Source organism: Pseudomonas sp. MNR3A (assembly GCF_009650575.1).
GTDB lineage: Bacteria > Pseudomonadota > Gammaproteobacteria > Pseudomonadales > Pseudomonadaceae > Aquipseudomonas > Aquipseudomonas machongensis.
In genome coordinates this window covers 249,159-271,607 of record NZ_VZZS01000030.1, presented here as the reverse complement: position 1 = coordinate 271,607, position 22,449 = coordinate 249,159, and the positions used below count along the sequence as shown (strand labels likewise).

The window sequence follows — 22,449 nt, the reverse complement described above, 5'->3', positions numbered from 1 at the left end:
GTGGCTATCCGAACGGGAACCGGTGGAACATTTCAGCCGGGGGGCTGTTAGACTTTCGCACAGTCTGAAAAGGAGTACTCCGTGATCACATCCCGCCTGCGCACCCTGCGCGACCACATCCGCTGGGCGGTCAGCCGCTTCCATGAGCACGAGCTGTTCTTCGGTCATGGCGCCGACAACGCCTGGGACGAGGCCCGCCTCTTGGTGCTCGGTGCCGTGCATTTGCCCTGGGAGGTGGCCGACAGCTACCTGGACTGCCAGTTGGAGGATGACGAACGGGTGCGTCTGCAGCACTTGCTCAAGCGACGTATCGAGGAGCGGGTACCGACCGCCTACCTGCTGGGCGAGGCGTGGTTCTGCGGCATGTCGTTCATCGTCGACGAGCGGGTACTGATACCACGTTCCCCGATCGGCGAACTGATCGAGAAGCGCTTCGAGCCGTGGCTGGCCAGCGAGCCGGCGCGGATCCTCGACCTGTGCACCGGCTCCGGCTGCATCGGAATCGTTGCCGCCGATGTGTTCCAGGAGGCCGAAGTGGTACTGGCCGATCTGTCCTTCGACGCGCTCGAAGTGGCCAATCAGAATATCGAGCGCCACGGCCTCGACCAGCGTGTATTCACCGTGCAGGGCGATGGTTTTGCCGGGCTCCCGGGCCAGCGTTTCGACCTGATCCTGTCCAATCCGCCCTATGTCGACGCCGAGGATTTCGCCGACATGCCCACCGAGTACCACCACGAGCCCGAGCTTGGCCTGGCCTGCGGCAACGACGGTCTGGACCTGGTGCGACGCATGCTTGCCGAGGCCGCTGATCACCTGACCGAGAAGGGCTTGTTGATTGTCGAGGTGGGCAACAGCCAGGTCCATGTCGAAGCCCTCTACCCGGAGGTGGACTTCGCCTGGCTGGACTTCGAGCGCGGTGGCCACGGCGTGTTCATGCTGACGGCGCAGCAATGCCGGGACCACCAGGAGTTGTTTGCTTCGCGGGTATGAGGCTTCGGTCGCGGGGGGCATGCCCCCCGCGATCGGGCGTCAGCGAGTGGCAATCCAGATCAGCAGGCCGGCCTGGAACACCGCAAAGGCGACCAGGCAGGTGATGGTGAAGCGCAGGCCGCTATCCTCGCGGCGGTACTTGGCCACACGCTCGTCGCGCTCGCGCAGTTGCGCTTCCTTCTCCTGCAGTTTCTGCTCTGCCTGTTGCAGCATGGTCGCCGCTTCGAGCATGTCGACGCGCTGCACCTTCTCGTTGCTCCAGGCGCTCTTGAGCTGGCCGACCGCCGTTTCGACGGTTCGGGCCTTGAGCATCTGGCCGTCGGCATACTCCACCTCCAGCCCTACGCTGCGCAGCACGTGGTCGCGACGCAGGCGCGAGTCTTCGTTGAGGGCATCCTTGCTGGGCAGGGCCATGCCCTCGACCTGGTAGTGCGACCATTTGCGCTGCAGCCATTGCACGGCCTGGGCCAGCACGTAGCGGCCAAGGCCGCGGTTGAGTGGCTCCAGTTGCAGGCCGGCGTCGTCACCGATGCGCACGACACGCTGTTCATGGTCGACCCGCACGTCAAGGCGGTTCTGCTCCTTGCGTACCTTCTGGCCTGGCAGCAGGATTTCCATGCGCAGCAGGCTGTTGGCCTTGTCGTGGCGCTCGGCGTAGCCGAACTGCACGAAACGCAGCGGTCGCGCGCCGCTGTTGCGGTCGGTGGGCAGCGGCGCCAGGCGCAGCAGCTGAAAGTGCTCGGCGGCCAGGTCCGCCCAGGGCAGCGGCGCGCTTTCCGGTGGTTGTTCTTCGATCGCCTCGGCGGCGGGTGCATCGGTCATCAGGGCAATCCTCAAGTGCACGGGCCGGGTGATGCCATGCCTGTGCGCGCAACGCTTGCTGCACGATAAGGCTCTTTGGCATCACCGCCTCTTGCCATGCATTATCGGCAGCACCGGGCAAGACCTGAGGGGTAAAAGTGTCAGGCGGACTGCAAGCGGTGGATGAAGGCGACGATCCGCTCGCCCAGCTCGTGGGCCAGGGGCAGGTCAGGATTGCTGTAACTGTCGCGCTGCTCGCTCATCGCTCGCGGGCTGATGCGCAGCATATGGTTCATGCCATCGATCAGCACCAGCTCGGCGTCCGGTTTGGCGGCTTTCAGGCGCTCGGCGTCGTCGACCTCGACCTGCACGTCGTTGCGGCCCTGGACGATCAGTGCCGGTACCTGCAAACGCGAGAAGGCCCTGGCCGGGTCCTGGCGGAACAGTGAGATCAGGTAGGGCTGCACCGTCGGTCGAAACACCTCGCGCAAGGGCGTGGGCACATCCAGGCTGGTCTGGCCGGCCTGCAGGCGGTCTAACAGGCTGTTGCCGCGGGCAAGTTGCGCCGGCGACAGGCGCTGGGCCAGTTGTTCACGCAGCACATCGGCAATGGGGCGGCCGCTGCCGGCCAGCGTGATCACCGCGCTGGCACCGGCTTGATTGGCGGCGAGGCTGGCGATCAGCGCGCCTTCGCTGTGGCCGATCAGGATCACCGGGCCGAAGCGTGGGTCGGCTTGCAGCTTGTGCGCCCAGGCCACGACATCGGCGACATAACCTTCGACGCTCAGGTCGCGTTCGTCGGGCGCCGCCGGCTGGCTGGCGGCGACCCCGCGCTTGTCGTAGCGCACGCTGGCGATGTGCTCGTTGGCGAGCAGTTGGGCCAGGCGTTTTAGGTTGTCGATGCGCCCGGATGCCGGGTTGTTGCCGTCGCGGTCGGTGGGCCCGGAGCCGGCGATGATCAGCGCCACCGGCGGCGGTGTGTCCTGCAGCGGCAACAACAGGCTGCCGTGCAGCACGCCATGGCCGGTGTCCAGGTCGATGGGATGCTTGAGCACGGTAGGGGCGGCGGCCTGGGCCAGGCTTGTGAACAACAGCAGGAGCAGGGCGACGATGCGCATCTTCGGATACTGCATGGGGAGATGTTCGATTTGACCTGGGGTGCGAACGAAGGTTCTCGCGATTTTTTTCGCAAAGCTGTGGCTTTCCGTATACTGGCGGCCTCTTTCAAGTTCAGGCTGATTTTCGCGGAGCGTCCATGTCCGGCAATACCTACGGCAAGCTGTTCACCGTCACCACCGCAGGCGAAAGCCATGGCCCCGCGCTGGTCGCCATCGTCGACGGCTGCCCGCCGGGCCTGGAAATTTCGCTGGCCGACCTGCAGCACGACCTGGATCGTCGCAAGCCCGGTACCAGTCGGCACACCACCCAGCGTCAGGAAGCCGACGAAGTCGAAATCCTCTCCGGGGTGTTCGAAGGTCGTACCACCGGTTGCTCGATTGGCCTGCTGATCCGCAACACCGACCAGAAGTCCAAGGACTACTCGGCCATCAAGGACCTGTTCCGCCCGGCCCACGCCGACTACACCTATCACCACAAGTACGGCATCCGTGATTACCGCGGCGGTGGCCGCAGCTCGGCCCGTGAAACCGCCATGCGCGTGGCGGCTGGTGCCATCGCCAAGAAGTTCCTGGCCACCCAAGGCATTCGCGTGCGCGGCTACATGAGCCAGTTGGGCCCGATCGAAATCCCCTTCAAGACCTGGGACAGCGTCGAGCAGAATGCCTTCTTCAGCCCCGACCCGGACAAAGTCCCTGAGCTTGAGGCCTACATGGATCAACTGCGCCGTGACCAGGATTCGGTCGGCGCGAAGATCACCGTGGTCGCCGAGGGCGTGATGCCGGGCCTGGGCGAGCCGATCTTCGACCGCCTCGACGCCGAACTGGCCCACGCGCTGATGAGCATCAACGCGGTCAAGGGCGTGGAGATCGGTGCCGGGTTCGCCAGCATCGCCCAGCGCGGCAGCGAGCACCGCGACGAGCTCACGCCAGAAGGCTTCCTCAGCAATAACGCCGGCGGCATTCTCGGGGGTATTTCGTCGGGTCAGCCGATCGTTGCCCACCTGGCACTCAAGCCAACCTCGAGCATCACCGTGCCGGGCCGCTCGATCGACGTCAATGGGGACCCGGTCGACGTCATCACCAAGGGGCGCCATGACCCGTGCGTGGGCATTCGCGCCACGCCGATCGCCGAGGCGATGATGGCCATCGTGCTGATGGACCACCTGCTGCGCCACCGTGCGCAGAATGCCGAGGTGAAGGTCAACACCCCGGTGCTGGGCCAGCTCTGATCTAGCCAGGCACGGCCTCTTCGCGGGCAAGTCGGAGCGCCGAACCGCCGCTCCGACTTGCTCGCGAAGAGGCCTGTACAGGTCCCCACAAGGCCCATCCATGCACCCCATCCCATACTGGCGTCTGTCCAGCTTCTACCTCTGCTACTTCGCCTTGCTCGGTGCCACCGCACCTTTCCTGGCCCTGTACTTCGACCACCTCGGCTTTTCCCCGGCACGCATCGGCGAGCTGGTGGCGATCCCCATGCTCATGCGCTGCATCGCCCCCAACCTGTGGGGCTGGCTGGGTGACCGCAGCGGTCGGCGCCTGCTGATCGTGCGCCTGGGGGCCCTGTGTACGCTGGCGACCTTTTCCCTGATCTTCTTCGCCAAGAGCTACGCCTGGCTGGCGCTGGTCATGGCCTTGCACGCGTTCTTCTGGCATGCGGTGCTGCCGCAGTTCGAAGTGATCACTCTGGCGCATCTGCATGGGCAGACCTCGCGCTACAGCCAGGTCCGGCTATGGGGCTCGATCGGTTTCATCCTCACCGTGGTCGGGTTGGGGCGGTTGTTCGAATGGTTGAGCCTGGACATCTACCCGCTGGCGATGGTCAGCATCATGGGCGGCATCGTCATTGCCAGCCTGTGGGTGCCCAATGCCCAACCGGTCGAGCACGCCGAACGGCGCGGGGCAGAGGGCTTTCTCAAGCAACTGGCGGCTCCGGGCGTGTTGGCGTTCTATATCTGCGTGGCGCTGATGCAGCTCAGCCACGGCCCGTACTACACCTTCCTCACCTTGCACCTGGAACACCTGGGCTACAGCCGCGGCGCCATTGGCCTGCTGTGGGCGCTCGGGGTGGTCGCCGAGGTGCTGATGTTCATGCTGATGAGCCGGATCTTTGCGCGCTTCCCGGTGCGCAGCGTGTTGCTGGCGAGCTTCTTGCTGGCCTCGTTGCGCTGGCTGCTGCTGGGCAGCCTTGCCGATATTCCGGCGGTGCTGATCCTTGCCCAGTTGCTGCACGCAGCCACCTTCGGCTGCTTCCACGCGGCCTCCATCGCCTTCGTCCAGTCCAGCTTTGGCGCTCGCCAGCAGGGGCAGGGCCAGGCGCTGTATGCGGCGCTGTCCGGCACCGGTGGCGCGCTGGGTGCGCTTTATTCGGGCTACAGCTGGAAACTGCTCGGCCCGCAGTTCACCTTTGGTATGGCCAGCGTCGCAGCGCTGGCTGCAGCCGTTATCATTGCCCTTCGTTCGCAACAGACCAGGAACAGCCCCTGATGAGCATTCTCAGCGTTTTTCATTCCAGCAGCCCGCAGCTGGCGAACAAGGTGCTGACCCACCATGAAGACATTGCCGCCACCCTGGCCGAGCAGGGCGTGCAATTTGCACGGCACGACCACGGCCTGCGCATTCGCCCAGGCAGCGCCGAGGCCCAAGTGCGCGAGGAGGCCGGTGGCCTGATCGACATGTTGATGACCACGCACGGTTGCCAGACCCTGATGCTGCTGAACCGAGACGGCGATCAGCCGACCGAAGTCGACCTGCGTGATGAGCACGTGCATGACGCCGTCGAGGTATTCGCGATGGTGAGCGGGCGAGGCCAAATCAGCCTGCGTCTGGGTGAGCAGGTATTTGCGCTGCTGTGCGAGAAGGGCGATGTGCTGGTAGTGCCTGCGCAGACTCGACGCTGGATCGATCTGGGCGATACACCGTTCTGCCTGGCCGTGCGCTTGTTTGGCAACGAGCAGGGCATCCGCATGACCGGCGACGAGCAGGCACGACAGTTTGCAGGGATGAGCGAGCTGTAATAGATCGCGGGGCAATCCTCTTCCCACAGAATCCCTTCGTGGAAGGAGGATTGCCCCGCGAAACGGGCGGCACTGTCAACGATAGGTCGGCAGGGCGAAACGTTGCTGGCTTTGCAGCATGGAGATAACAGGCAGTTCGCTGGCTTGCTCGGCCAGGTCGCGGCGAATGGCACTGATGGCCCAGGACAGTTGCTCGGCGCTGTGCAGTTGCGCATAGGAAAGCACACGACGAGTCACCGTGCCGTCGGCGGCGCGCAGGGTCAGCAGGATGCCGCCGTCCGGACGGGACTTGGTGTCGACCTGATAGGCCGGGAAGACCGAAACGAATTTTTCCTGGATGAGGTCCATATCAACTCCTGACGTGTAGGTTTGCAGACGTGAGTTGATGGTTGCAGTGACCGTGCCAGGCTTTGATATAAAATAAATTCCTTTAAAAACAATTAGTTAATTTGATTCGCGGGATTGACTGCCGGGCATTGTGCATGGTCGTGCATTTTGCACAGTGCATTTTGCAAGGTCATAGAGCCTGCCTCTCGGTCCCATAGAATCTGAACCTTTGCTGCCCGGCGACGGCCTGACACAAAATTGGGCCAACACACTTGTCAGGAGGTTCCAGATGTCCGACCAACAGCCCACCGCGATGACCGAAGAAGAATCCGCCGCCTTCGCTGAAGAAGTATTCGAGCGTGCCCGCCGAGGCGATGCCGCCATGCTCGAGCGCCTGCTTGACGGTGGCCTGCCGGCTAACCTGCGCAATCACAAGGGCGACACCTTGCTGATGCTGGCGAGCTATCACGGTCATCATGAGGCGGTGAAGGTGCTGCTGGCCCATGGCGCAGATCCCTTGATCGCCAACGACAATGGCCAATTACCGATTGCTGGTGCTGCCTTCAAGGGCGACCTGGCGATGATCCGGCTGTTCATCGAGCACGGGGTGCCGGTGGACGCGGCAGCCGTCGATGGCCGCACGGCATTGATGCTGGCAGCGATGTTCAACCGCAGCGAAATCCTCGACTATCTCCTGGCCCAGGGCGCCGACCCGGCCCGCCAGGATGCGCGTGGCGCTACCGCGCTGGTCGCGGCGCAGACCATGGGTGCCAGCGAAGCGGCCGCTCGCCTGCAGGCGCTGGTCGGCTGACACCTCGGGGGGTATCCTTGGCGCCTTTTTCGCCATTCGCCAAGCAGGGCCCCCCATGAAAAACCAGTTGCTCGAATTCATCAGCCTCATCGGCGCCGGTTGCCTGCGCGAGGCGGACATCGAGCGTATCGCCGACGAGGCCGCCCAGGCTTACGCCGACCCTGCCGCTTTTCTTGCGGCCAATCCCGACATCAACTACGACGACAGTTTCCCGATCCCGCTGGGCGAATGGGTGGTGCTCGGCAGTCTGCCGGACACCGTGGTGTTCCAAGCCGACAGCTACCAGGACCTGTTCCAGGCGATCAGCGATTCGTTCGACAAGAGCGTGCCCTTCACCCTCAAGCCCAAGCAGTTGGCACGTACCGAGCCGCTGACCGCGCTCAACCGCATCCAGGTGCAGATGGGTGCACTGAACAAGGAAGCGGGCGGCTATGTGCTGCTGAACTTCAGCCAGTTGCTCGATGACGAGCTGCAGATGGTGATGGTCGGTCAGCAGGACCTGGCGCGCGTGCTGGAGCTGGGCGCCGAGTTGGGCATCAAGGTGGAGCCGGCGTTGGAGGCCTTGAAGGTCGCGGTGCACGTCTGACGCGGCGATTGCCTGTTGCAGGGGCGGCGAGCGCCGCCCTCATGGGGTTCCCGCAGATCAGCCCAGCGCAGTATCCAAAAACATCATCACCGCAAAGCCGCCCATCAGGCCCAGCGTTGCCGAGGTCTGGTGGCCGTTGCGGTGAGTTTCCGGAATCACCTCGTGCGACACCACGAAGATCATCGCGCCCGCTGCCAGGCCCATGCTGATCGGGTAGGCGAGGGCGAAGCCAGTAGAGATGCCCAGGCCGATCACTGCCCCCAGCGGCTCCATCAGGCCAGAGCCGATCGCCACCAGCGCGGCCTTGAAATTCGACAATCCTGTGGCGCGCAGGGCCATGGCCACGGCCAGGCCTTCGGGAATGTCCTGGATTGCGATGGCGCTGGTCAGCGGCAGGCCGATGCTCATGTCACCGTTGGTGAAACTCACGCCGATGGCCATGCCCTCGGGCAGGTTGTGCAGGGTAATGGCGAGCACGAACAGCCACACCCGGCTGATTCGTTCGGCGTCGGGCCCACAAGGGCCTGTGCTCTCGTGCTCGTGTGGGGTGAATCGGTCCAGGCCGAGCATCAGCAACACCCCCAGGCCCATACCCAGCACGACGACGCCCGCAGCGGCGGGGCCGTTGCCGGTGATTTCCCGTGCCGCATCCAGACCCGGCAGAATCAGCGAGAACGAACTGGCGGCGAGCATCATGCCGGCAGCAAAACCCAGCATCACATCCTGGCTGCGAGCACTGACATCGCGCAGCACAACGGCCAGCACCGCGCCCAAGGCCGTGGCGCCAAAACCCGATAGCCCGCCCAGCGCCGCCAGGTGCAGGTTCTGTGAGTGATCGCCGTTGACGGCATTCCACAGGCTGGCCAGCAGCAGGAGTACGATCGCCAGCAGGCTCAGCCCAAGGCCTGCACTGAGCCAGGGGGTACTCAGCGCTTGCTGGCGCCAGGCATCGATGAGAGAAGGGGTGGCGGCGCTGTGGCTGTGGGCGGGTGGCATGGGAACCTCGAAAGCGATGGATGACAGCAGTTTATCCAGTGACCTGCGAGCCCGGCCAAGGATTCCCTTCTATCGCGCCGATAGCAGGCTATGCTCAGCCACAGGAACGTTCACGCAGGAGTTGCAGCATGGGGTCTACCTTCAACAGCCTGGTCGGGCTGGTCATTCTGGCCCTGGATATCTGGGCGATCATCAACGTGCTGAAAAGCGGCAGCGAGACAGGGATCAAGATCCTGTGGATTCTGCTCATCCTGCTGTTGCCGGTGCTGGGCCTGATCATCTGGGCAATTGCCGGTCCGCGGGGCAACGTTCGGCTCTGACCGTTCATCGTGACAAAATTTTCACACGGCATTAACCAAACTCCGCGCCGCACATTTAATGTATGGGCCCTTGCCGGCGATTGTCCGGCACAGGACTGCGAGGCTGCGTCCAGCGCCTTTCCCAACCCGAAATCCTAGGATCTTCCCATTCATGGCTAACACGGATGCCTTGAAGCAACGGGCCGCGTCGGCACCGTTCTCGCCGACTCTCAAATCGCACCTCGCCTACACCTTGCTCAGCGGATTGCTGATCATGCTGATGCTCAGCCTGGTGCGCCTGGCGCTGCTGATCTACAACAGCGACATGATCGGCGACACCCCGTACTCCACGGTGGCCGAAGGCTTCCTCAACGGCCTGCGCTTCGACCTGCGGGTGGTGGTGTACCTGAGCATCCCGCTACTGCTGGCCCTTAACAGCCCCTGGGCCATGGCGCGGCGCGGCTTTTTCCGTTTCTGGTTGACCGTCAGCTCCAGCATCGTGATGTTCCTTGGCCTGATGGAACTGGATTTCTACCGTGAATTCCACCAGCGCCTGAACGGCCTGGTCTTCCAGTACATCCAGGAAGACCCCAAGACCGTCATGAGCATGCTCTGGTACGGTTTCCCGGTGGTTCGCTACCTGCTGGCGTGGCTGTTCGGCACCTGGCTGCTGAGCCTGCTGTTCAAGGGCATCGACCGTTTGACTCGTGGTGGCCAGGGCAGCGGCCAGATCGTCGCTCAGCGCCGTGTCGCACCCTGGTACGGCCGCCTGGCGGTGTTCATGGTCATCCTGCTGGTGGCAGTGGTCGCCGCCCGTGGCACCCTGCGCCAGGGCCCACCCATGCGCTGGGGTGACGCTTTCACCACCGACTCCAACTTCGTCAACCAGCTGGGCCTGAACGGCACCTTGACGCTGATCGACGCCGCCAAGAGCCGTTTCGGCGAAGACCGCGCCAATATCTGGAAACCGGTGCTGGAAACCGGAGTCGCCCAGCAAAGCGTGCGTGACCTGCTGCTGACCCCCAACGACACGCTGGTCGATGCCGACCAGGCGGCCATCCGCCGCGACTTCGTGCCGCCGGCCGGCAACACCCTGCCGATCAAGAACGTGGTGGTGATCCTCATGGAGAGCTTCGCCGGTCACTCGGTGGGCGCCCTGGGGAGTCCGAACAACATCACCCCGTACTTCGACAAGCTGGCCAAGGAAGGGCTGTTGTTCGATCGCTTCTTCTCCAACGGCACCCACACTCACCAGGGCATGTTCGCCACCATGGCGTGCTTCCCCAACCTGCCGGGCTTCGAGTACCTGATGCAGACTCCCGAGGGCGGGCACAAGCTCTCGGGCCTGCCGGCGCTGCTCAGCGCCCGTGACTACGACGATGTCTACGTCTACAACGGCGACTTCGCCTGGGACAACCAGTCCGGGTTCTTCGGCAACCAGGGCATGACCACCTTCATCGGCCGCAACGACTTCGTCAATCCGGTGTTCTCCGACCCGACCTGGGGCGTTTCGGACCAGGACATGTTCGACCGTGCCAACCAGGAGCTGGCCCACAACTACGGCAAGAAACCGTTCTACGCCTTGCTGCAGACGCTCTCCAACCACACCCCGTACGCCTTGCCCAAGGACCTGCCGGTAGAGAAGGTCACAGGGCAGGGCCGCCTGGACGAGCACCTGACTGCCATGCGCTACTCCGACTGGGCTTTGGGCCAGTTCTTCGAGAAGGCGCGCAAGGAGCCCTACTTCAAGGAGACCCTGTTCGTGATCGTCGGCGACCATGGTTTTGGCAACCACCAGCAGGTTACCGAGCTGGACCTGGGTCGTTTCAACGTGCCGCTGCTGCTCATCGCACCGGGTATCCAGGACAAGTTCGGTGCGGTCAACCACACCGTCGGCACCCAGGTCGATATCGTGCCGACCATCATGGGTCGCCTGGGTGGCGACACCCGTCACCAGTGCTGGGGCCGTGATCTGCTGAACCTGCCTGCCGGTGACCAGGGCGTGGGCATGATCAAGCCATCGGGCAGCGAGCAGATCGTTGGCCTGGTGCAGGGGGATCACATCCTCATCGAGTCCAAGGACATGACGCCGCGGATGTATCGCTACCAGCTGGGGCGTGAGTTCAAGGCCGAATTGATCGAGAGCCCGGATCAGCCTGAGATGCTCAAGAAGCTCGAGGCCTATATCCAGACCGCGACCAAGAGCCTGCTGGACAACACCGCCGGCGTGGTTCACGGCAAGCCTGAGTAACGCTTGCCCGTAAGCAGAAGCCCGCCGATGATGGCGGGCTTTTTCATTTACGGCATCTGTCATCGCTTGCTGAAGAAATCTTCATCTCCATCCCTCAGCCACTCTGAACATCAGCCTTTGTGTATGGTCAGCTAAGTACGGATATCACTCACCGTTGTGCTTCCAAGAGGGTCGATCAATGAAAGAGTGGGAAGTCATCTTTGCTGATCAGAAAGGTGTACCGCAGTCCCTGCTGCTCAAAAGCGAGCACCTGCCCAGTGAAGAGGATGCGGCGCGGGCCATCCGCTCCAAGCTGTTTCCGCTCATGGATGAACTGGACCTCAACGACTTCCAGGACCGAAAACCTTCCCCTACCGCGCTGTGGCTCAAGGAGCAGAACGGCGTGATCATCACCACCATCCACGAAGCGCCCTGAACGGGGCACCTGGCAAGGTGCCGTCATCCGCACTACGCTGGACAGAGGCGTCGGTCTTCTGCGGGTCTACGCCGTTTTCATTCGCGTCTTGCATCAGCTCGAACTGCCAGGCCCCTTGCGGGCTGCCGGCAGGTGCGTAGTGCACGGAAAGTCTATCCCTTGGGTTTTTCAGGAGGACGTTTCATGAGCAGCCAGAACGAAGACATCAGCAGCAGCGTGCTTCGCCAGATGAAAGCGGGTGGTTTCGACTTCACCCAGATCCATCCCATCGAGTTCTATGCCACTTTTCCAGACGAAGTCGGGGCACGCCGGGCCGCGGGGCAATTCCGCGGAGAGTCGATCAATGCCCAGGTACACGAGCGCGATGACGGCGCCTGGCACCTGGAGCTGAGCAAGGTCATGTACGCCACCTACCGAGGGATCGGGGCTTTCGAGGAGGCCTTCGAGGCGGTGATTTCGCCGCTGGGAGGCGAGGTCGAGGGTTGGGGCGTCAAACAGGAAAGACCCATCGCCTGACGCGTTCGGGGCTGCGCTGCGGCCCCGCGCATTCCTCTCAAGGTCGCCGCTTGGCCATGTGCCCGAGGTAGGCGATCAGCGCATCGAGCTCCTGCTCGCTCAACACATCCTTCGAGAACCCCGGCATGCGTGCCTGCGGCCACTGCCTGAGGCTCTGCGGATCGCGAATGTACAGGCGCAGGTAACCCGGCTGGAAGTATTCGGTGGGGTTGTGCGGCAGGTTCAGGTCCGGCCCGAACTGGGCATCCCCCGCACCGTTGAGGCGATGACAGGCCAGGCAGTTCTGCTGGAACAACGCAAAACCCTGGCGTACCGGGTCTTGCGCGGGAAGCTCGGGCGCAGGCAGCAGGGCAGGGAAGCGCTCGGCGACCGGCGCCAGGCGACGGATGCTGGCGATCTGGTAGGGCCATTGTTCGGGGCGGATGCCACTTGCCTGCGGGTTGGTCCAGACCAGGTAGAACGGGCCGGCGCCGGGCTTGTCCTGGGCCAGCGCTGGCCATGGCTGGCGCGGATCTTCGACGGCCACCCAGGCCCGGGCCGGGCCTTCCTGCAGCAGCTGCGCAGCGGGCATCTCCGCGGCAAAACCATCCAGTGCCACCGCTTGCAGGTGATCGCCGGGCTTCACCCTTTCGAGCAGGGTCGCCAGCGGCACCGCACGGTAATGCATGGGGCGTTTGTAGGCGACGTCCTGAGGGATGTCGATAGCACGCGCCTGCGGGTGCTCGAGCAATTGCTCGGACTGCCATTGGCGTTGACCGTTGCCCAGCTCCAGTGTCAATTGCGCAGCCGCCAGTGGCAGGCTGACCAACAGCAACAGCAAACTCAGGCAATGGCGCATGAGCGATCTCCAACCCGGAAAGGTCGGCAGATTACCCTTGCGCGGCGTGCGAATGCCACCGCTGCCTTCAGCCGAACAAGCGTGTCAGGTTCGGCAGGATCAGCAGCAACGTGGTGGCGAAGAGTATGAGTCCGGCTTGGCGTACTTTCGATTGTCTGAACATGGCGGACCGCCTTCTTGTTGTTATTCCTGAATAGCCTTTGGCTTCCTTGTCTTGCGTCGGGTCGATCACTATGGCGTATGAAACGCAGGCCTTGCGTGCCTCTTGCGTGGATGCCTACCCCAACAGTAGGGCGAACACCGGCCTTGTTTGAGAACCCTTTGTTCTAAGCGTGTCAACAGGCATTTCCGAACGTTATGAGGCCATTGGCCATTTAGCTGGCATGCTCTGACTAGACACATCGAGGATCCTGTAGGGGCAGGGCCTGCCAGGTGACCGTTCGTCAGTGCACACCTCTTGCTTGTACGTGTCTTTCGCGTCAGTCTCTACATCAGATTCCACCACATGTCGTTCAGGGCTATCCCTATGTCGTTACGCATCTGCATCCTTGAAACCGATGTCCTGCGACCGGAGTTGACCGCGCAGTATCGGGGCTACGGAAGGATGTTCGAGCAGCTGTTCTCGCGTCAGCCGATCGCCGCCGAGTTTCGCGTCTTCAACGTGATGAACGGCGAGTATCCGCCCGAAGGTGAAACCTTCGATGCCTACCTTGTAACCGGCAGCAAGGCCGACTCGTTCGGTACTGATCCCTGGATCCAGACCCTCAAGGCCTACCTGCTCAAGCTTTATGAGCGGGGCGAGAAGCTGCTGGGGGTCTGTTTTGGTCACCAGGTGCTGGCGCTGGTGCTGGGCGGCAAGGCTGAGCGCGCCGATCGCGGCTGGGGTCTGGGTATCCACCGCTACAGCCTGGCTGCCCACGCGCCATGGATGGACCCTGAGGTGACCGAACTGACCCTGCTGATCAGCCATCAGGACCAGGTGACCGCGTTGCCTGAAGGCGCAACCCTGATCGCCTCCAGCGATTTCTGCCCGAATGCGGCCTATCACGTGGGTGACCAGGTGCTGTGCTTCCAGGGGCATCCGGAGTTTGTCCACGACTATTCCCGTGCGCTGCTCGATGCGCGCCAGGACGTTCTGGGGGATGAGGTGTATCACCAGGCGGTGGCGAGCCTGGCCACCGAGCACCAGGGCGATCTGGTGGGCGAGTGGATGCTGCGGTTCGTCCAGCAACCGCGCAAGGGCAAGCAGAGCGCGGCCTGAGCCTGCCGCTGCGTCGTTCTTTTCGCGGGCTTGTATGGCGCCGCCGCGAAAAGAACGACTCGCTAGCTAGCCCGTTACAACCATCCCGAGCGCTTGAAGCTCGCATACAGCCCTGCACATCCCGCCCCGATCACGCCCAGCACCGCAAAGTACCCATAGTGCCAGCTCAGCTCCGGCATGTTCTGGAAGTTCATCCCGTAGATCCCGGCAATGGCCGTGGGGAAGGCGAGTATTGCCGCCCAGGCAGCGAACTTGCGCTGCACGATGCTCTGGCGTGACGACTCCAGTAGCATGCCGATCTCGATGGTCTGGCTGGCGATGTCGCGGATGCCGACAAGGTCCTCCATCTGCCGCGTGACGTGGATCTGCACGTCGCGAAAGTACGGGCGCATGTTCTTGTCGATGAAAGGAAAGCTCAGGCGCTGCAGCTCTTCGCCGATCTCCACCATCGGCGCCACGTAGCGGCGCAAGCGCAGGATGTCGCGCCGCAAGCTGTGCAGGCGGCGGATGTCCTGCTCTTGCAGCGAGCCGCTGAGCACGCTTTGCTCCAGCTCCTCGATCTCGCCATGGATCGCCTCGCTGACGGGCTGGTAGTTTTCGGTGACGAAGTCGAGCAGGGCGTAGAGCACGAAGTCCTCGCCATGCTCGAGCAGCAGCGGCCGCGCTTCGCAGCGCTGACGTACCAGGGCGTAGGATTTCGAATGGCCGTTGCGGCAGGTGATGATGTAGCCGTTGCCCGCAAAGATGTGGGTCTCGATGAACTCCAGCTTGCCCTCATGGCGCACCGGCGAATAGGTGACGATGAACAGCGCGTCGCCGAAGGTTTCGAGCTTGGGGCGGCTGTGCTTCTCCAGCGCGTCCTCGATGGCCAGTTCGTGCAGGCCGAACTGGCGCTGCAGGTTGGCCAGCTCCTGGGCGTTGGGCTCCTCCAGGCCTATCCAGACGAAGTGCCCAGGCTTGCGTGCCCATTCGCTGCCCTCGTCGAGGCTGATGTTGGTGACCTTTCTCCCGGCGCTGTACACCGCCGCTGCGACGACTCGACCCATGGTTGCCTGCTTCTTCGGTTGGACACCCCGACAGCTTGGGCCGTGCTGCGGCGTAGAGCAAGCTGGCGGCTCAGGCCTGCGGCAACTCCCGCTCCATACGATCGATGCACTGCTGCATCTGCAGTCGGCATTGCTCCATCAGCGCCGGCACGTCCTGCTGTCCCAGGCCATGGGTGGCGATCGGTGGCAAGGAGCGGACGATCACCGTGCGCTGTCGCCAACTGTTGAGGCTCAGGCGCTTGGAGTAGCGGCTGACGCATACCAGCACGATCGGTACGCCGGCCTCGACCGCCATGTGGAACGCGCCTTTCTTGAACGCCAGCAGGTGTTCAGTCGGGTTGCGTGTGCCTTCGGGGAAGATCCAGATCGAGGTGTCGTCGCGCAGGATCCGCGTGGTCAGTCGCATCGCCTTGCGCGCCTGGTAGGCATTCTTGCGGTCCACCAGTACGTTGCCGCCGAGCCAGAACAATTGGCCGAACAACGGAATCCAGCCCAGGCTCTTCTTGCCGATGGCGACCGTCCGCCGTGGAACCACCTGGCCGAGGATGAACAGGTCGTAGTTGGATTGATGATTGGCGACGATCACGCAGCCGGGCGGCTGGTCCCACAAGGGGCCGACTTCAGCCTTGACCCGGATGCGCATGAGCCAGGCTGCCGGCACGCTGTAGAGGCGGGCGAACAGGCGGCTGTTATCGGGGTTGAAGGGGCGGCACAGGCCGATGACCAGGCCGACGGCGCCGACCAGCAGGAAGTGCAGCGCCAGAAGGAGCATGCGAAGCATATAGAGCATGATACGGCTCACACCAGACAGTCGCGGCGCAGTGTACGACCGTGCACTGGTCAGGGCAAACCGGCGAACGGAGCCCGGTCGCGTCCTGGCTTGCTGGAGCGGCACGCGGCGACTCCAGCAAGCCTGGTTTCAGCCCATGTGGCCCTTGTCGGCCTCGATCGCCTTGTCGAGCGTCTCCAGCAGCGCCTTGCGCACTTTGCGCTTGGTATTCTTGTGCGCCAGCATGTTCAGTTTCTTCAGTTCCCGCGCCGCGCTCAGCGCCGTTTCCTGGAGTTGCTCGGCGGGTACCACCTTGTCGAGGAACCCGGCCACCACTGCACCATGCGGGTCGAAGACCTCGGCATTGTTCACCGAGCGCTGGAAGGTCGAGCGGGTCAGGCGGTCGCGGGCCAGCTCGATCCCGGCATGGTGCATGGTCATGCCGATCTGGACCTCGTTCAGGCAGATCTTGTACGGGCCTTCGACACCGATGCGGTAGTCGGCCGACAGCAGCAGGAACGCGCCCTTGGCCACGGCATTGCCAGGGCAGGCGACGATCACCGGGAACGGGTGCGAGAGCAGGCGGCGGGCCAGGGTGGAGCCGGCGGTGACCAGGTCGATCGCCTCTTTGGGGCCGGCGGTCATCACCTTGAGATCGTAGCCGCCGGAAAGAATGCCTGGCTGGCCGGTGATGATCACCACGGCACGTTCTTCCTCGGCACGGTCCAGTGCTGCGTTGAAGGCGGTGATGACGTCAGGCGAGATCGCATTGACCTTGCCGTTGTTCAGGGTCAGGGTGGCAATGCCGTCTTCGGCGTGGTAGGTAATCAGCTCGCTCATGACAGAGTCCTTTGGGTGGCGTGGCGATGACGTTACCCAGCAGCGCAGGCCAGGTAAAGCGCCAAGGCTGACTGGCCGGTCAGCCTTGGCCAGCTACCCCGTGTGGCGTCGGGGCAGGTGTCCGGAATGCGGAAAAAGCGCAGGCCAGATTGGCAGCATCGCCCTGGCTGGCCAGCCTTTTCCGGGGCGAGGCTTAAGCGCATGAAAATTCTGAAAAAAATGCTTGCCAAAGGAAAGGTCTTCTACTAAATTAGCGCGCCTCGACAGGCTGAATGGCTTGAAGAGATCCGGTGAAGTGTCCGAGTGGTCGAAGGAGCACGCCTGGAAAGTGTGTATACGAGAAATCGTATCAAGGGTTCAAATCCCTTCTTCACCGCCACATTCCACAAGAAACCCCTGAATCGAAAGGTTCAGGGTTTTTTGTTTGCGTGAAATCCGGCTTGGCGGGCTCGCCCGCGAACACCGACCAAGCCGGTGTCCGCAGGGGACGCGATATATTCAGAAACTGACCGAAGCCGACAGTCTTGCCGTGCGCGGCGCGCCCTGGAACAGATAGTTGTCGCCCAGGTAATCCCCCACATCGCGCCAGTAGCGCTTGTCGAAGAGGTTATCGACCGTCAGGCGCAGCACGGTGTCGTAGTCACCGATGCGGATGCGGTAGCGGCTGCCGATATCGAATACCGTGTAGCCGCCGACCTCGACGTTGCCTGCCTGGCTCGCGTACTTGCTGGCGCTGTAGCGTGCACCGCCGAGCAGTGCCAGGCCCGGCACCGGGAGGTTGTATTCGGCTTGCAGCGCCGCGCGCAGACGAGGCACGTTGATCGCCTGGTGGCCCTCGTAGGCGTCGGTGCCGCTGTTCTTCACCCGGGCGCGGATTGCGGCGGCGCTGGCGTGCAACTGCAGGTTGGATGTCACCCAGCCGCTGGCGCCGAGCTCCAGGCCGGTGTTCTTCTGCTGGCCTTGTTGCACATAGATCGGGGCCGTACCCTCCTGCGGGCGGGCGTACTGGTAGGCCTGGCGGATCTGGAACAGCGCTGCGCTCAGGCTCAGGCCTTTCCAGTCGCGCTTGATGCCTACTTCCAGTTGGCGCGACAGGGTCGGGGCGAGGATCTCGGCAGCGTTGCTGGCGAACCAAGGCGCGGTACCGCCCGCCGACAGGCCTTTGGACCAGCTGGCGTACAGCGTGGTGTCCGCTTGCGGTTTGTAGATCAGGGCGGCGTTGGGCAGCAACTGGTACTGGCGGGTATGGCGGCCAGCAGCACCGGTTTCGTCCCAGGTCTTTTCGTCCAGGCGCACTTCGCGGGCGCCGAGTACGGTCTGCCATTGCTCGTTGAAGCTGATGCGGTCGCTGACGAACAGGCCGTACTGGCGGCTGTCCAGGCGGCGTTCGCTATGTCCGATCGGTTTTTCGGACGGCGCCAGAGCGGGCGCGCCGGTGTAGATGTTTCCGCTGCCGAGCCACTCGTTGTAATACGGACGCTGATCAAGGGTCCGGCGCTGGGCGCTGCTGCCGACAGTCAGTTCATGCTGCAGGCCCAAGGCTTGGAAACGTCCCTCGAGGGTGGCCTGGAGTTCGTCGGTGCGCCGGATGTCGTCGGGGCTGCGGAAGTCGTAGATGCCGTAGTCGCCGTTGCCGGAGAAGAACGCGTCGTCGCCGGAGCCCCAGGCGAACGCACTGTAGTCGTCAATCACAACCTTGCTGCGCGAAGCGCTGAGCGTGCCGGTCCAGGCTTCGTTGAAGCGGTACTCGAAGCGTCCGCCCAGGTTCAACGAGTCGTTCGTCACAGGCTTGGCCCAATGCTGGTAGGCCAGGCGGTCGTCCGGGTCGATGCCGTGGGGCACCTGGGTGCCGCCCAGCAACTGGTAGCCGGGCACCGAGCGCTGTTCGCGGTGCTGATACTCGACATCGAGTTGCAGGGTGGCGTCGGGGTTGATCTGCCAGTCGAATGCCAGCGAGGCGAAGTCGCGCTTGCCGTCGGCATGGTCGACGTAGGAACGGATGTCTTCATGGGCGAGGTTGGCGCGCAGGCCGAACTGTTTCTCGCTGCCGAACCAGCCGCCGAGGTCGGTGGCCAGGTAGCGTTCGCCCTGCTCGTTGGTCGAGACGGTGACACTGCGCACATCCTCGGCGCGCTTGGTCACATAGTTGACCAGCCCGCCGGGTTCGGACACGCCGCTCTGCAGGCCCGATAATCCCTTGAGCAATTCGACCTGTTGCTTGTTCTCCAGCGCCACGTTCTGCTCGCCGGCGATGGTCTGGCCATTGATCCGGTAGCTGCTGGCGGCATTCAGTTCGAAGCCGCGCACGTTGAAGTTCTCGTAGTAGCCGATCGGCGCGTAGCTTTCGCCGACCGAGGCATCGCTTTGCAGCACCTCGCTGAGCAGGCGTACCTGGCGATCATCGAGCAGTTGGCGACTGAACACGCTGACCGAGGCCGGGGTGTCGAGCAGCGGTGCGGCATGCCAGCCGCCGACCTGGGCTTCGCGAGGTTGATAGCCGTCATCGCCGCTGCGTTCGGTGACCTGCAAGGGGGCGAGGGTCACGCGTTCATCGGCCAGACCCTGGCCAGCATGCAGCGCAAGGCCCAGGCCAAGCAGGCCAAAGGGCAGGCGGGGGCGAAGCGAGGTCATGCAAGGCTCCTTGGAAGGCGGACGCGCCGGTTGCTCCGGCGGCATTCGGTGGGGCGGTTGGCAAAGGGGGCGCAATGGTAGCAGGGGTGTCAGGGGCTGTGCGGTGTTCTTTTCGCGGGCAAGCCCGCTCCCACGGGTATCACACTGCTCTTGGGTTCAGTGGGGTGCCCGCGAAAAGAACACCTCGATCATGCAGACGAACTCGACCCCGATGGTTTTACCTGGCGCCCGAGCGCTGACGCTGGCGCCAGGTGTCGTCGATCTTCGACCAGGTCTTGCCATCGGTAATGGCCAGCAGCTTGCGGCCATCCTTGAACGTGGCGAGAAAGGTGGCTTCCTCCTCTTTGCCGCCAAGCCACAATCCGGCGAGCATGCCGACCGGCCCGGCCACCAGGGCGCCGGCTACACCCCAGCCTAGGGTGGCGCCCAGGTTGCGGTTCGATTCCAGGCTGGCGAGCCGGAGGTCCTTGATACGGGCCAGAGAGATACGCTCACCGGCCTGGCTGCGTGGGGTCTTGAGTGTGAGCGATCCGTTGCGATACTCGCCTTCACCTTGCAAGAAATCGCCGGATTGCACCGTGAGTCTTGTCATTGTGTCGTCCTGTCAGTGGAGGGGCTGTGACCAGCACCTACTGAGCGCCGCGCCCCTCGGCAAGTCAACGAGCAGGCGACGGAGGGTCGTGCGACCGGTTGTCGCGAGGCCAGATGCCATTAACGAACAACGGTCTTGAATCATCAGCAGGACGTCGCTTTTTCATAATAAAACTTCCCGGCCTTGAATAATAAACCGGTCAGTCATTATCTGGAGTATGGGTACTCCTCAATACACCTGATGCATAACAGTTTGCGCAAATAACAGCGGCACACGGCTTATTTCTCCGTTCGGAAGATTGGCGTCAAAAAACACTGGACAGAAAGTTTCTGAATGTGTCAGTTTTTTTGCGCCTCACAAGGGCGAGTGACAGGATGCTCTCGCCGAAAGTTTGAGCGTTCCTGTCGAACATCAACTTTTCCGCAAACAAGGAAGTGTCTGCATGTCGAAAGTCAAAGCAAATGCTGTTGTTTCCGCTGCCTCGGTGTTGCAACCGAACGGGCCGAGTTCGGCCTTCGGGCTGATCAACAGTTTCGCCCACCAGTACGATCGCGGTGGTGCGAACATCAATGGCAAACCTTCGTTCACCGTCGATCAGGCAGCCACCCAGCTGCTGCGCGACGGGGCGTCCTGGAAGGACCTGAACAAGGACGGCACCATCAGCCTCACCTACACCTTCCTGACCAAAGCGCCGGCGGACTTCGTCAGTCGTGGCCTGGGCAGCTTCAGCCAGTTCAACAACCAGCAGAAAGCCCAGGCCAAGCTGGCCATGGAGTCCTGGGCCGACGTGGCCAAGCTGAGCTTCACCGAGGCAGCTTCGGGCGGCGACGGTCACATGACCTTCGGCAACTTCAGCGCCAGCAACGGTGGCGCGGCGTTCGCCTACCTGCCGTTCGACGGATGGGGTTCGCACAAAGGTGAGTCGTGGTACCTGATCAATAGCGGTTATCAGGTGAACATCAATCCCGACACTGGCAACTACGGTCGCCAGACCCTGACCCACGAGATCGGCCACGTGCTCGGCCTGTCCCACCCCGGTGACTACAACGCCGGCGAGGGCAACCCGAGCTACCGTGACGCTTCGTATGCACAGGACACCCGCGGCTACAGCGTCATGAGCTACTGGAGCGAAAGCAACACCGCGCAGAACTTCGTCAAGGGCGGCGGGCAGTACTACGCGTCGGCCCCGCTGATGGACGACATCGCGGCGATCCAGAAACTCTACGGCGCCAACTACGCCACGCGTTCGGGCGATACCGTGTATGGCTTCAACTCCACGGCTGATCGCGACTTCTACTCGGCCACCTCGGCTTCGTCGAAGGTGGTGTTCAGCGTGTGGGATGGCGGCGGCAACGATACTCTGGACTTCTCCGGGTTCACCCAGAACCAGAAGATCAACCTCAACGAGGCTTCGTTCTCCGATGTTGGCGGCATGATCGGGAACGTCTCGATCGCCAAGGGCGTGACCGTGGAAAACGCCATCGGCGGTTCGGGCAACGACCTGTTGATCGGCAACGCGGTGGCCAACGTGCTCAAGGGTGGTGCTGGCAACGACATCATCTACGGCGGTGGCGGGGCTGACACCCTCTGGGGGGGAAGCGGTGCGGACACCTTCGTCTATGGGGCCATCAGCGATTCGACAGCCAAGGCGCCGGACCGGATCATGGATTTTGTCAGCGGTCAGGACAAGATTGATCTGTCAGCCATCTCGGCGTTTTCCCAGGGCAAGCTACCGCTAGAGTTCGTCAGTGCCTTCACCGGACATGCCGGCGAGGCCGTCCTCAGCTACGACCAGGCGACCAACCTGGGCAGCCTGTCCATCGACTTCACCGGCAATAGCCTGGCTGACTTCCTGGTGACCACCGTAGGTCAGGCCGCCGCCACGGATATCGTGGTCTGACGGGCCGGGAGCGGCCCGCGTAGCGCTGCGCGGGTCGCTCCCAGCCACATGGACCACGCGAGGTGGATGGATGCGAGCAATCAAACGAATGATCGCGCTGGGCGCGATTCCCTTGATGTCTATGACCGAGGTAGGTATGGCGAGCAGCCTGCTACTCCCCAACGCCGCGCAACTGGCCGGGCGCTGGGCGCTTTATCCGCAGCAGCAGCAGGCCAATGCCTGCACCCTGCGCCTGTCGGCCAGCGAGGGCGCGCTTGACGGCGACCTGGCCTGCGCCGAGCGCTTGCTCGGGATTCGTCCGGGCAGTTGGCTGGTGACACCCGACACCCTGGCACTGGTGGGCGGCGACGGCAGCACGGTGGTGCATTTCAGCCGACAGGGCGCCGGTCGCTATACCTGGACTTCAGCCGCCGGCAGTGCAGTGGTGCTGGAGCGTGTGGACAATTAA

The 22,449-nt window shown here is 63.1% G+C and carries 23 protein-coding genes and 1 tRNA gene; 14 read left to right on the top strand and 10 right to left on the bottom strand.

Annotated elements, in window-relative coordinates:
- Window positions 1-81: 81 nt before the first annotated feature.
- Window positions 82-990, top strand: a complete 909-nt coding sequence (prmB, locus tag F6X62_RS21550; RefSeq protein WP_054891988.1) for a 50S ribosomal protein L3 N(5)-glutamine methyltransferase — start codon at window positions 82-84, stop codon at window positions 988-990.
- Window positions 991-1,029: 39 nt separating this feature from the next.
- On the opposite strand, the gene F6X62_RS21545 is transcribed toward prmB, so the two are convergent.
- Both F6X62_RS21545 and F6X62_RS21540 read right to left on the bottom strand, forming a co-directional pair.
- Window positions 1,030-1,812 (bottom strand): hypothetical protein, encoded by a 783-nt coding sequence (locus F6X62_RS21545; RefSeq protein ID WP_054891987.1) that lies wholly within the window; start codon window positions 1,810-1,812, stop codon window positions 1,030-1,032.
- Window positions 1,813-1,952: 140 nt separating this feature from the next.
- Entirely contained in the window at window positions 1,953-2,924 is a 972-nt protein-coding gene (locus F6X62_RS21540; RefSeq protein ID WP_232233641.1) for an alpha/beta hydrolase, read from the bottom strand.
- 122 nt (window positions 2,925-3,046) lie between these two features.
- On the opposite strand from F6X62_RS21540, the gene aroC reads away from it, so the two are divergent.
- The 3 genes from aroC (at window position 3,047) to F6X62_RS21525 (ending at window position 5,923) form a co-directional block, all read left to right on the top strand.
- The gene (aroC, locus tag F6X62_RS21535) at window positions 3,047-4,138 is read left to right on the top strand and encodes a chorismate synthase (protein WP_063545745.1); all 1,092 of its coding nucleotides are present in this window, start codon (window positions 3,047-3,049) and stop codon (window positions 4,136-4,138) included.
- Window positions 4,139-4,238: 100 nt separating this feature from the next.
- Entirely contained in the window at window positions 4,239-5,393 is a 1,155-nt protein-coding gene (locus F6X62_RS21530; RefSeq protein WP_153774634.1) for an MFS transporter, read from the top strand.
- Window positions 5,393-5,923, top strand: a complete 531-nt coding sequence (locus F6X62_RS21525; protein ID WP_151925530.1) for an oxidase — start codon at window positions 5,393-5,395, stop codon at window positions 5,921-5,923. Before F6X62_RS21530 ends, F6X62_RS21525 begins: the two co-directional genes overlap by 1 nt.
- Before the next feature lie 75 nt (window positions 5,924-5,998).
- Here F6X62_RS21525 and F6X62_RS21520 read toward each other — a convergent pair whose 3' ends face one another.
- Window positions 5,999-6,271 carry a DUF3509 domain-containing protein gene (locus F6X62_RS21520; protein WP_054891983.1) on the bottom strand — a complete coding sequence of 91 codons (273 nt, stop codon included), beginning with the start codon at window positions 6,269-6,271 and terminating at the stop codon, window positions 5,999-6,001.
- A 268-nt stretch (window positions 6,272-6,539) separates the two neighbouring features.
- On the opposite strand from F6X62_RS21520, the gene F6X62_RS21515 reads away from it, so the two are divergent.
- Together F6X62_RS21515 and F6X62_RS21510 are read left to right on the top strand one after the other, a co-directional pair.
- Entirely contained in the window at window positions 6,540-7,061 is a 522-nt protein-coding gene (locus tag F6X62_RS21515) for an ankyrin repeat domain-containing protein (protein ID WP_153774633.1), read from the top strand.
- A 55-nt stretch (window positions 7,062-7,116) separates the two neighbouring features.
- Window positions 7,117-7,647 (top strand): hypothetical protein, encoded by a 531-nt coding sequence (locus F6X62_RS21510; RefSeq protein WP_054891981.1) that lies wholly within the window; start codon window positions 7,117-7,119, stop codon window positions 7,645-7,647.
- A 57-nt stretch (window positions 7,648-7,704) separates the two neighbouring features.
- Here the strand turns inward: F6X62_RS21510 and F6X62_RS21505 are convergent, their stop codons facing one another.
- Window positions 7,705-8,643: a ZIP family metal transporter gene (locus tag F6X62_RS21505; protein WP_125931683.1), complete on the bottom strand. Its 939-nt coding sequence runs from the start codon at window positions 8,641-8,643 to the stop codon at window positions 7,705-7,707.
- 128 nt (window positions 8,644-8,771) lie between these two features.
- Between F6X62_RS21505 and F6X62_RS21500 the strand changes: the two genes are divergently transcribed.
- From F6X62_RS21500 to F6X62_RS21485, 4 genes are all read left to right on the top strand, one after another.
- Complete coding sequence (locus F6X62_RS21500) at window positions 8,772-8,963, top strand: PLDc N-terminal domain-containing protein (protein WP_054891979.1); 192 nt, start codon at window positions 8,772-8,774, stop codon at window positions 8,961-8,963.
- 151 nt (window positions 8,964-9,114) lie between these two features.
- On the top strand, window positions 9,115-11,193 hold the full coding sequence (locus F6X62_RS21495; protein ID WP_153774632.1) for an LTA synthase family protein: 2,079 nt from the start codon (window positions 9,115-9,117) through the stop codon (window positions 11,191-11,193).
- 178 nt (window positions 11,194-11,371) lie between these two features.
- Window positions 11,372-11,608, top strand: a complete 237-nt coding sequence (locus F6X62_RS21490) for a hypothetical protein (protein WP_125931685.1) — start codon at window positions 11,372-11,374, stop codon at window positions 11,606-11,608.
- A gap of 183 nt (window positions 11,609-11,791) precedes the next feature.
- Complete coding sequence (locus F6X62_RS21485) at window positions 11,792-12,124, top strand: ribonuclease E inhibitor RraB (protein ID WP_151925532.1); 333 nt, start codon at window positions 11,792-11,794, stop codon at window positions 12,122-12,124.
- A 37-nt stretch (window positions 12,125-12,161) separates the two neighbouring features.
- Here the strand turns inward: F6X62_RS21485 and F6X62_RS21480 are convergent, their stop codons facing one another.
- Entirely contained in the window at window positions 12,162-12,962 is an 801-nt protein-coding gene (locus F6X62_RS21480) for a cytochrome c (protein ID WP_153774631.1), read from the bottom strand.
- A gap of 526 nt (window positions 12,963-13,488) precedes the next feature.
- On the opposite strand from F6X62_RS21480, the gene F6X62_RS21475 reads away from it, so the two are divergent.
- Complete coding sequence (locus F6X62_RS21475) at window positions 13,489-14,223, top strand: amidotransferase (RefSeq protein WP_151925534.1); 735 nt, start codon at window positions 13,489-13,491, stop codon at window positions 14,221-14,223.
- Between the two features lie 74 nt (window positions 14,224-14,297).
- Here F6X62_RS21475 and F6X62_RS21470 read toward each other — a convergent pair whose 3' ends face one another.
- From F6X62_RS21470 to F6X62_RS21460, 3 genes are all read right to left on the bottom strand, one after another.
- Entirely contained in the window at window positions 14,298-15,269 is a 972-nt protein-coding gene (locus F6X62_RS21470; protein WP_153774630.1) for a magnesium and cobalt transport protein CorA, read from the bottom strand.
- A gap of 70 nt (window positions 15,270-15,339) precedes the next feature.
- Window positions 15,340-16,059, bottom strand: coding sequence for a 1-acyl-sn-glycerol-3-phosphate acyltransferase (locus tag F6X62_RS21465; protein WP_153774629.1), 720 nt, complete (start codon window positions 16,057-16,059; stop codon window positions 15,340-15,342).
- A 129-nt stretch (window positions 16,060-16,188) separates the two neighbouring features.
- A complete protein-coding gene (locus F6X62_RS21460) occupies window positions 16,189-16,878 on the bottom strand; it encodes a crotonase/enoyl-CoA hydratase family protein (protein ID WP_054891971.1) in 690 nt (229 codons plus the stop codon).
- A gap of 289 nt (window positions 16,879-17,167) precedes the next feature.
- Here F6X62_RS21460 and F6X62_RS21455 point away from each other — a divergent pair.
- Window positions 17,168-17,257, top strand: a tRNA-Ser gene (locus F6X62_RS21455).
- A 119-nt stretch (window positions 17,258-17,376) separates the two neighbouring features.
- On the opposite strand, the gene F6X62_RS21450 is transcribed toward F6X62_RS21455, so the two are convergent.
- Together F6X62_RS21450 and F6X62_RS21445 are read right to left on the bottom strand one after the other, a co-directional pair.
- Entirely contained in the window at window positions 17,377-19,509 is a 2,133-nt protein-coding gene (locus tag F6X62_RS21450) for a TonB-dependent siderophore receptor (RefSeq protein WP_153774628.1), read from the bottom strand.
- Window positions 19,510-19,726: 217 nt separating this feature from the next.
- Window positions 19,727-20,101, bottom strand: a complete 375-nt coding sequence (locus tag F6X62_RS21445; protein ID WP_054891968.1) for a hypothetical protein — start codon at window positions 20,099-20,101, stop codon at window positions 19,727-19,729.
- Window positions 20,102-20,543: 442 nt separating this feature from the next.
- Here F6X62_RS21445 and F6X62_RS21440 point away from each other — a divergent pair, with 442 nt between their 5' ends.
- Window positions 20,544-22,001, top strand: a complete 1,458-nt coding sequence (locus F6X62_RS21440) for a serralysin family metalloprotease (RefSeq protein WP_153774627.1) — start codon at window positions 20,544-20,546, stop codon at window positions 21,999-22,001.
- A 136-nt stretch (window positions 22,002-22,137) separates the two neighbouring features.
- Window positions 22,138-22,449 (top strand): AprI/Inh family metalloprotease inhibitor, encoded by a 312-nt coding sequence (locus F6X62_RS21435; protein ID WP_234465198.1) that lies wholly within the window; start codon window positions 22,138-22,140, stop codon window positions 22,447-22,449.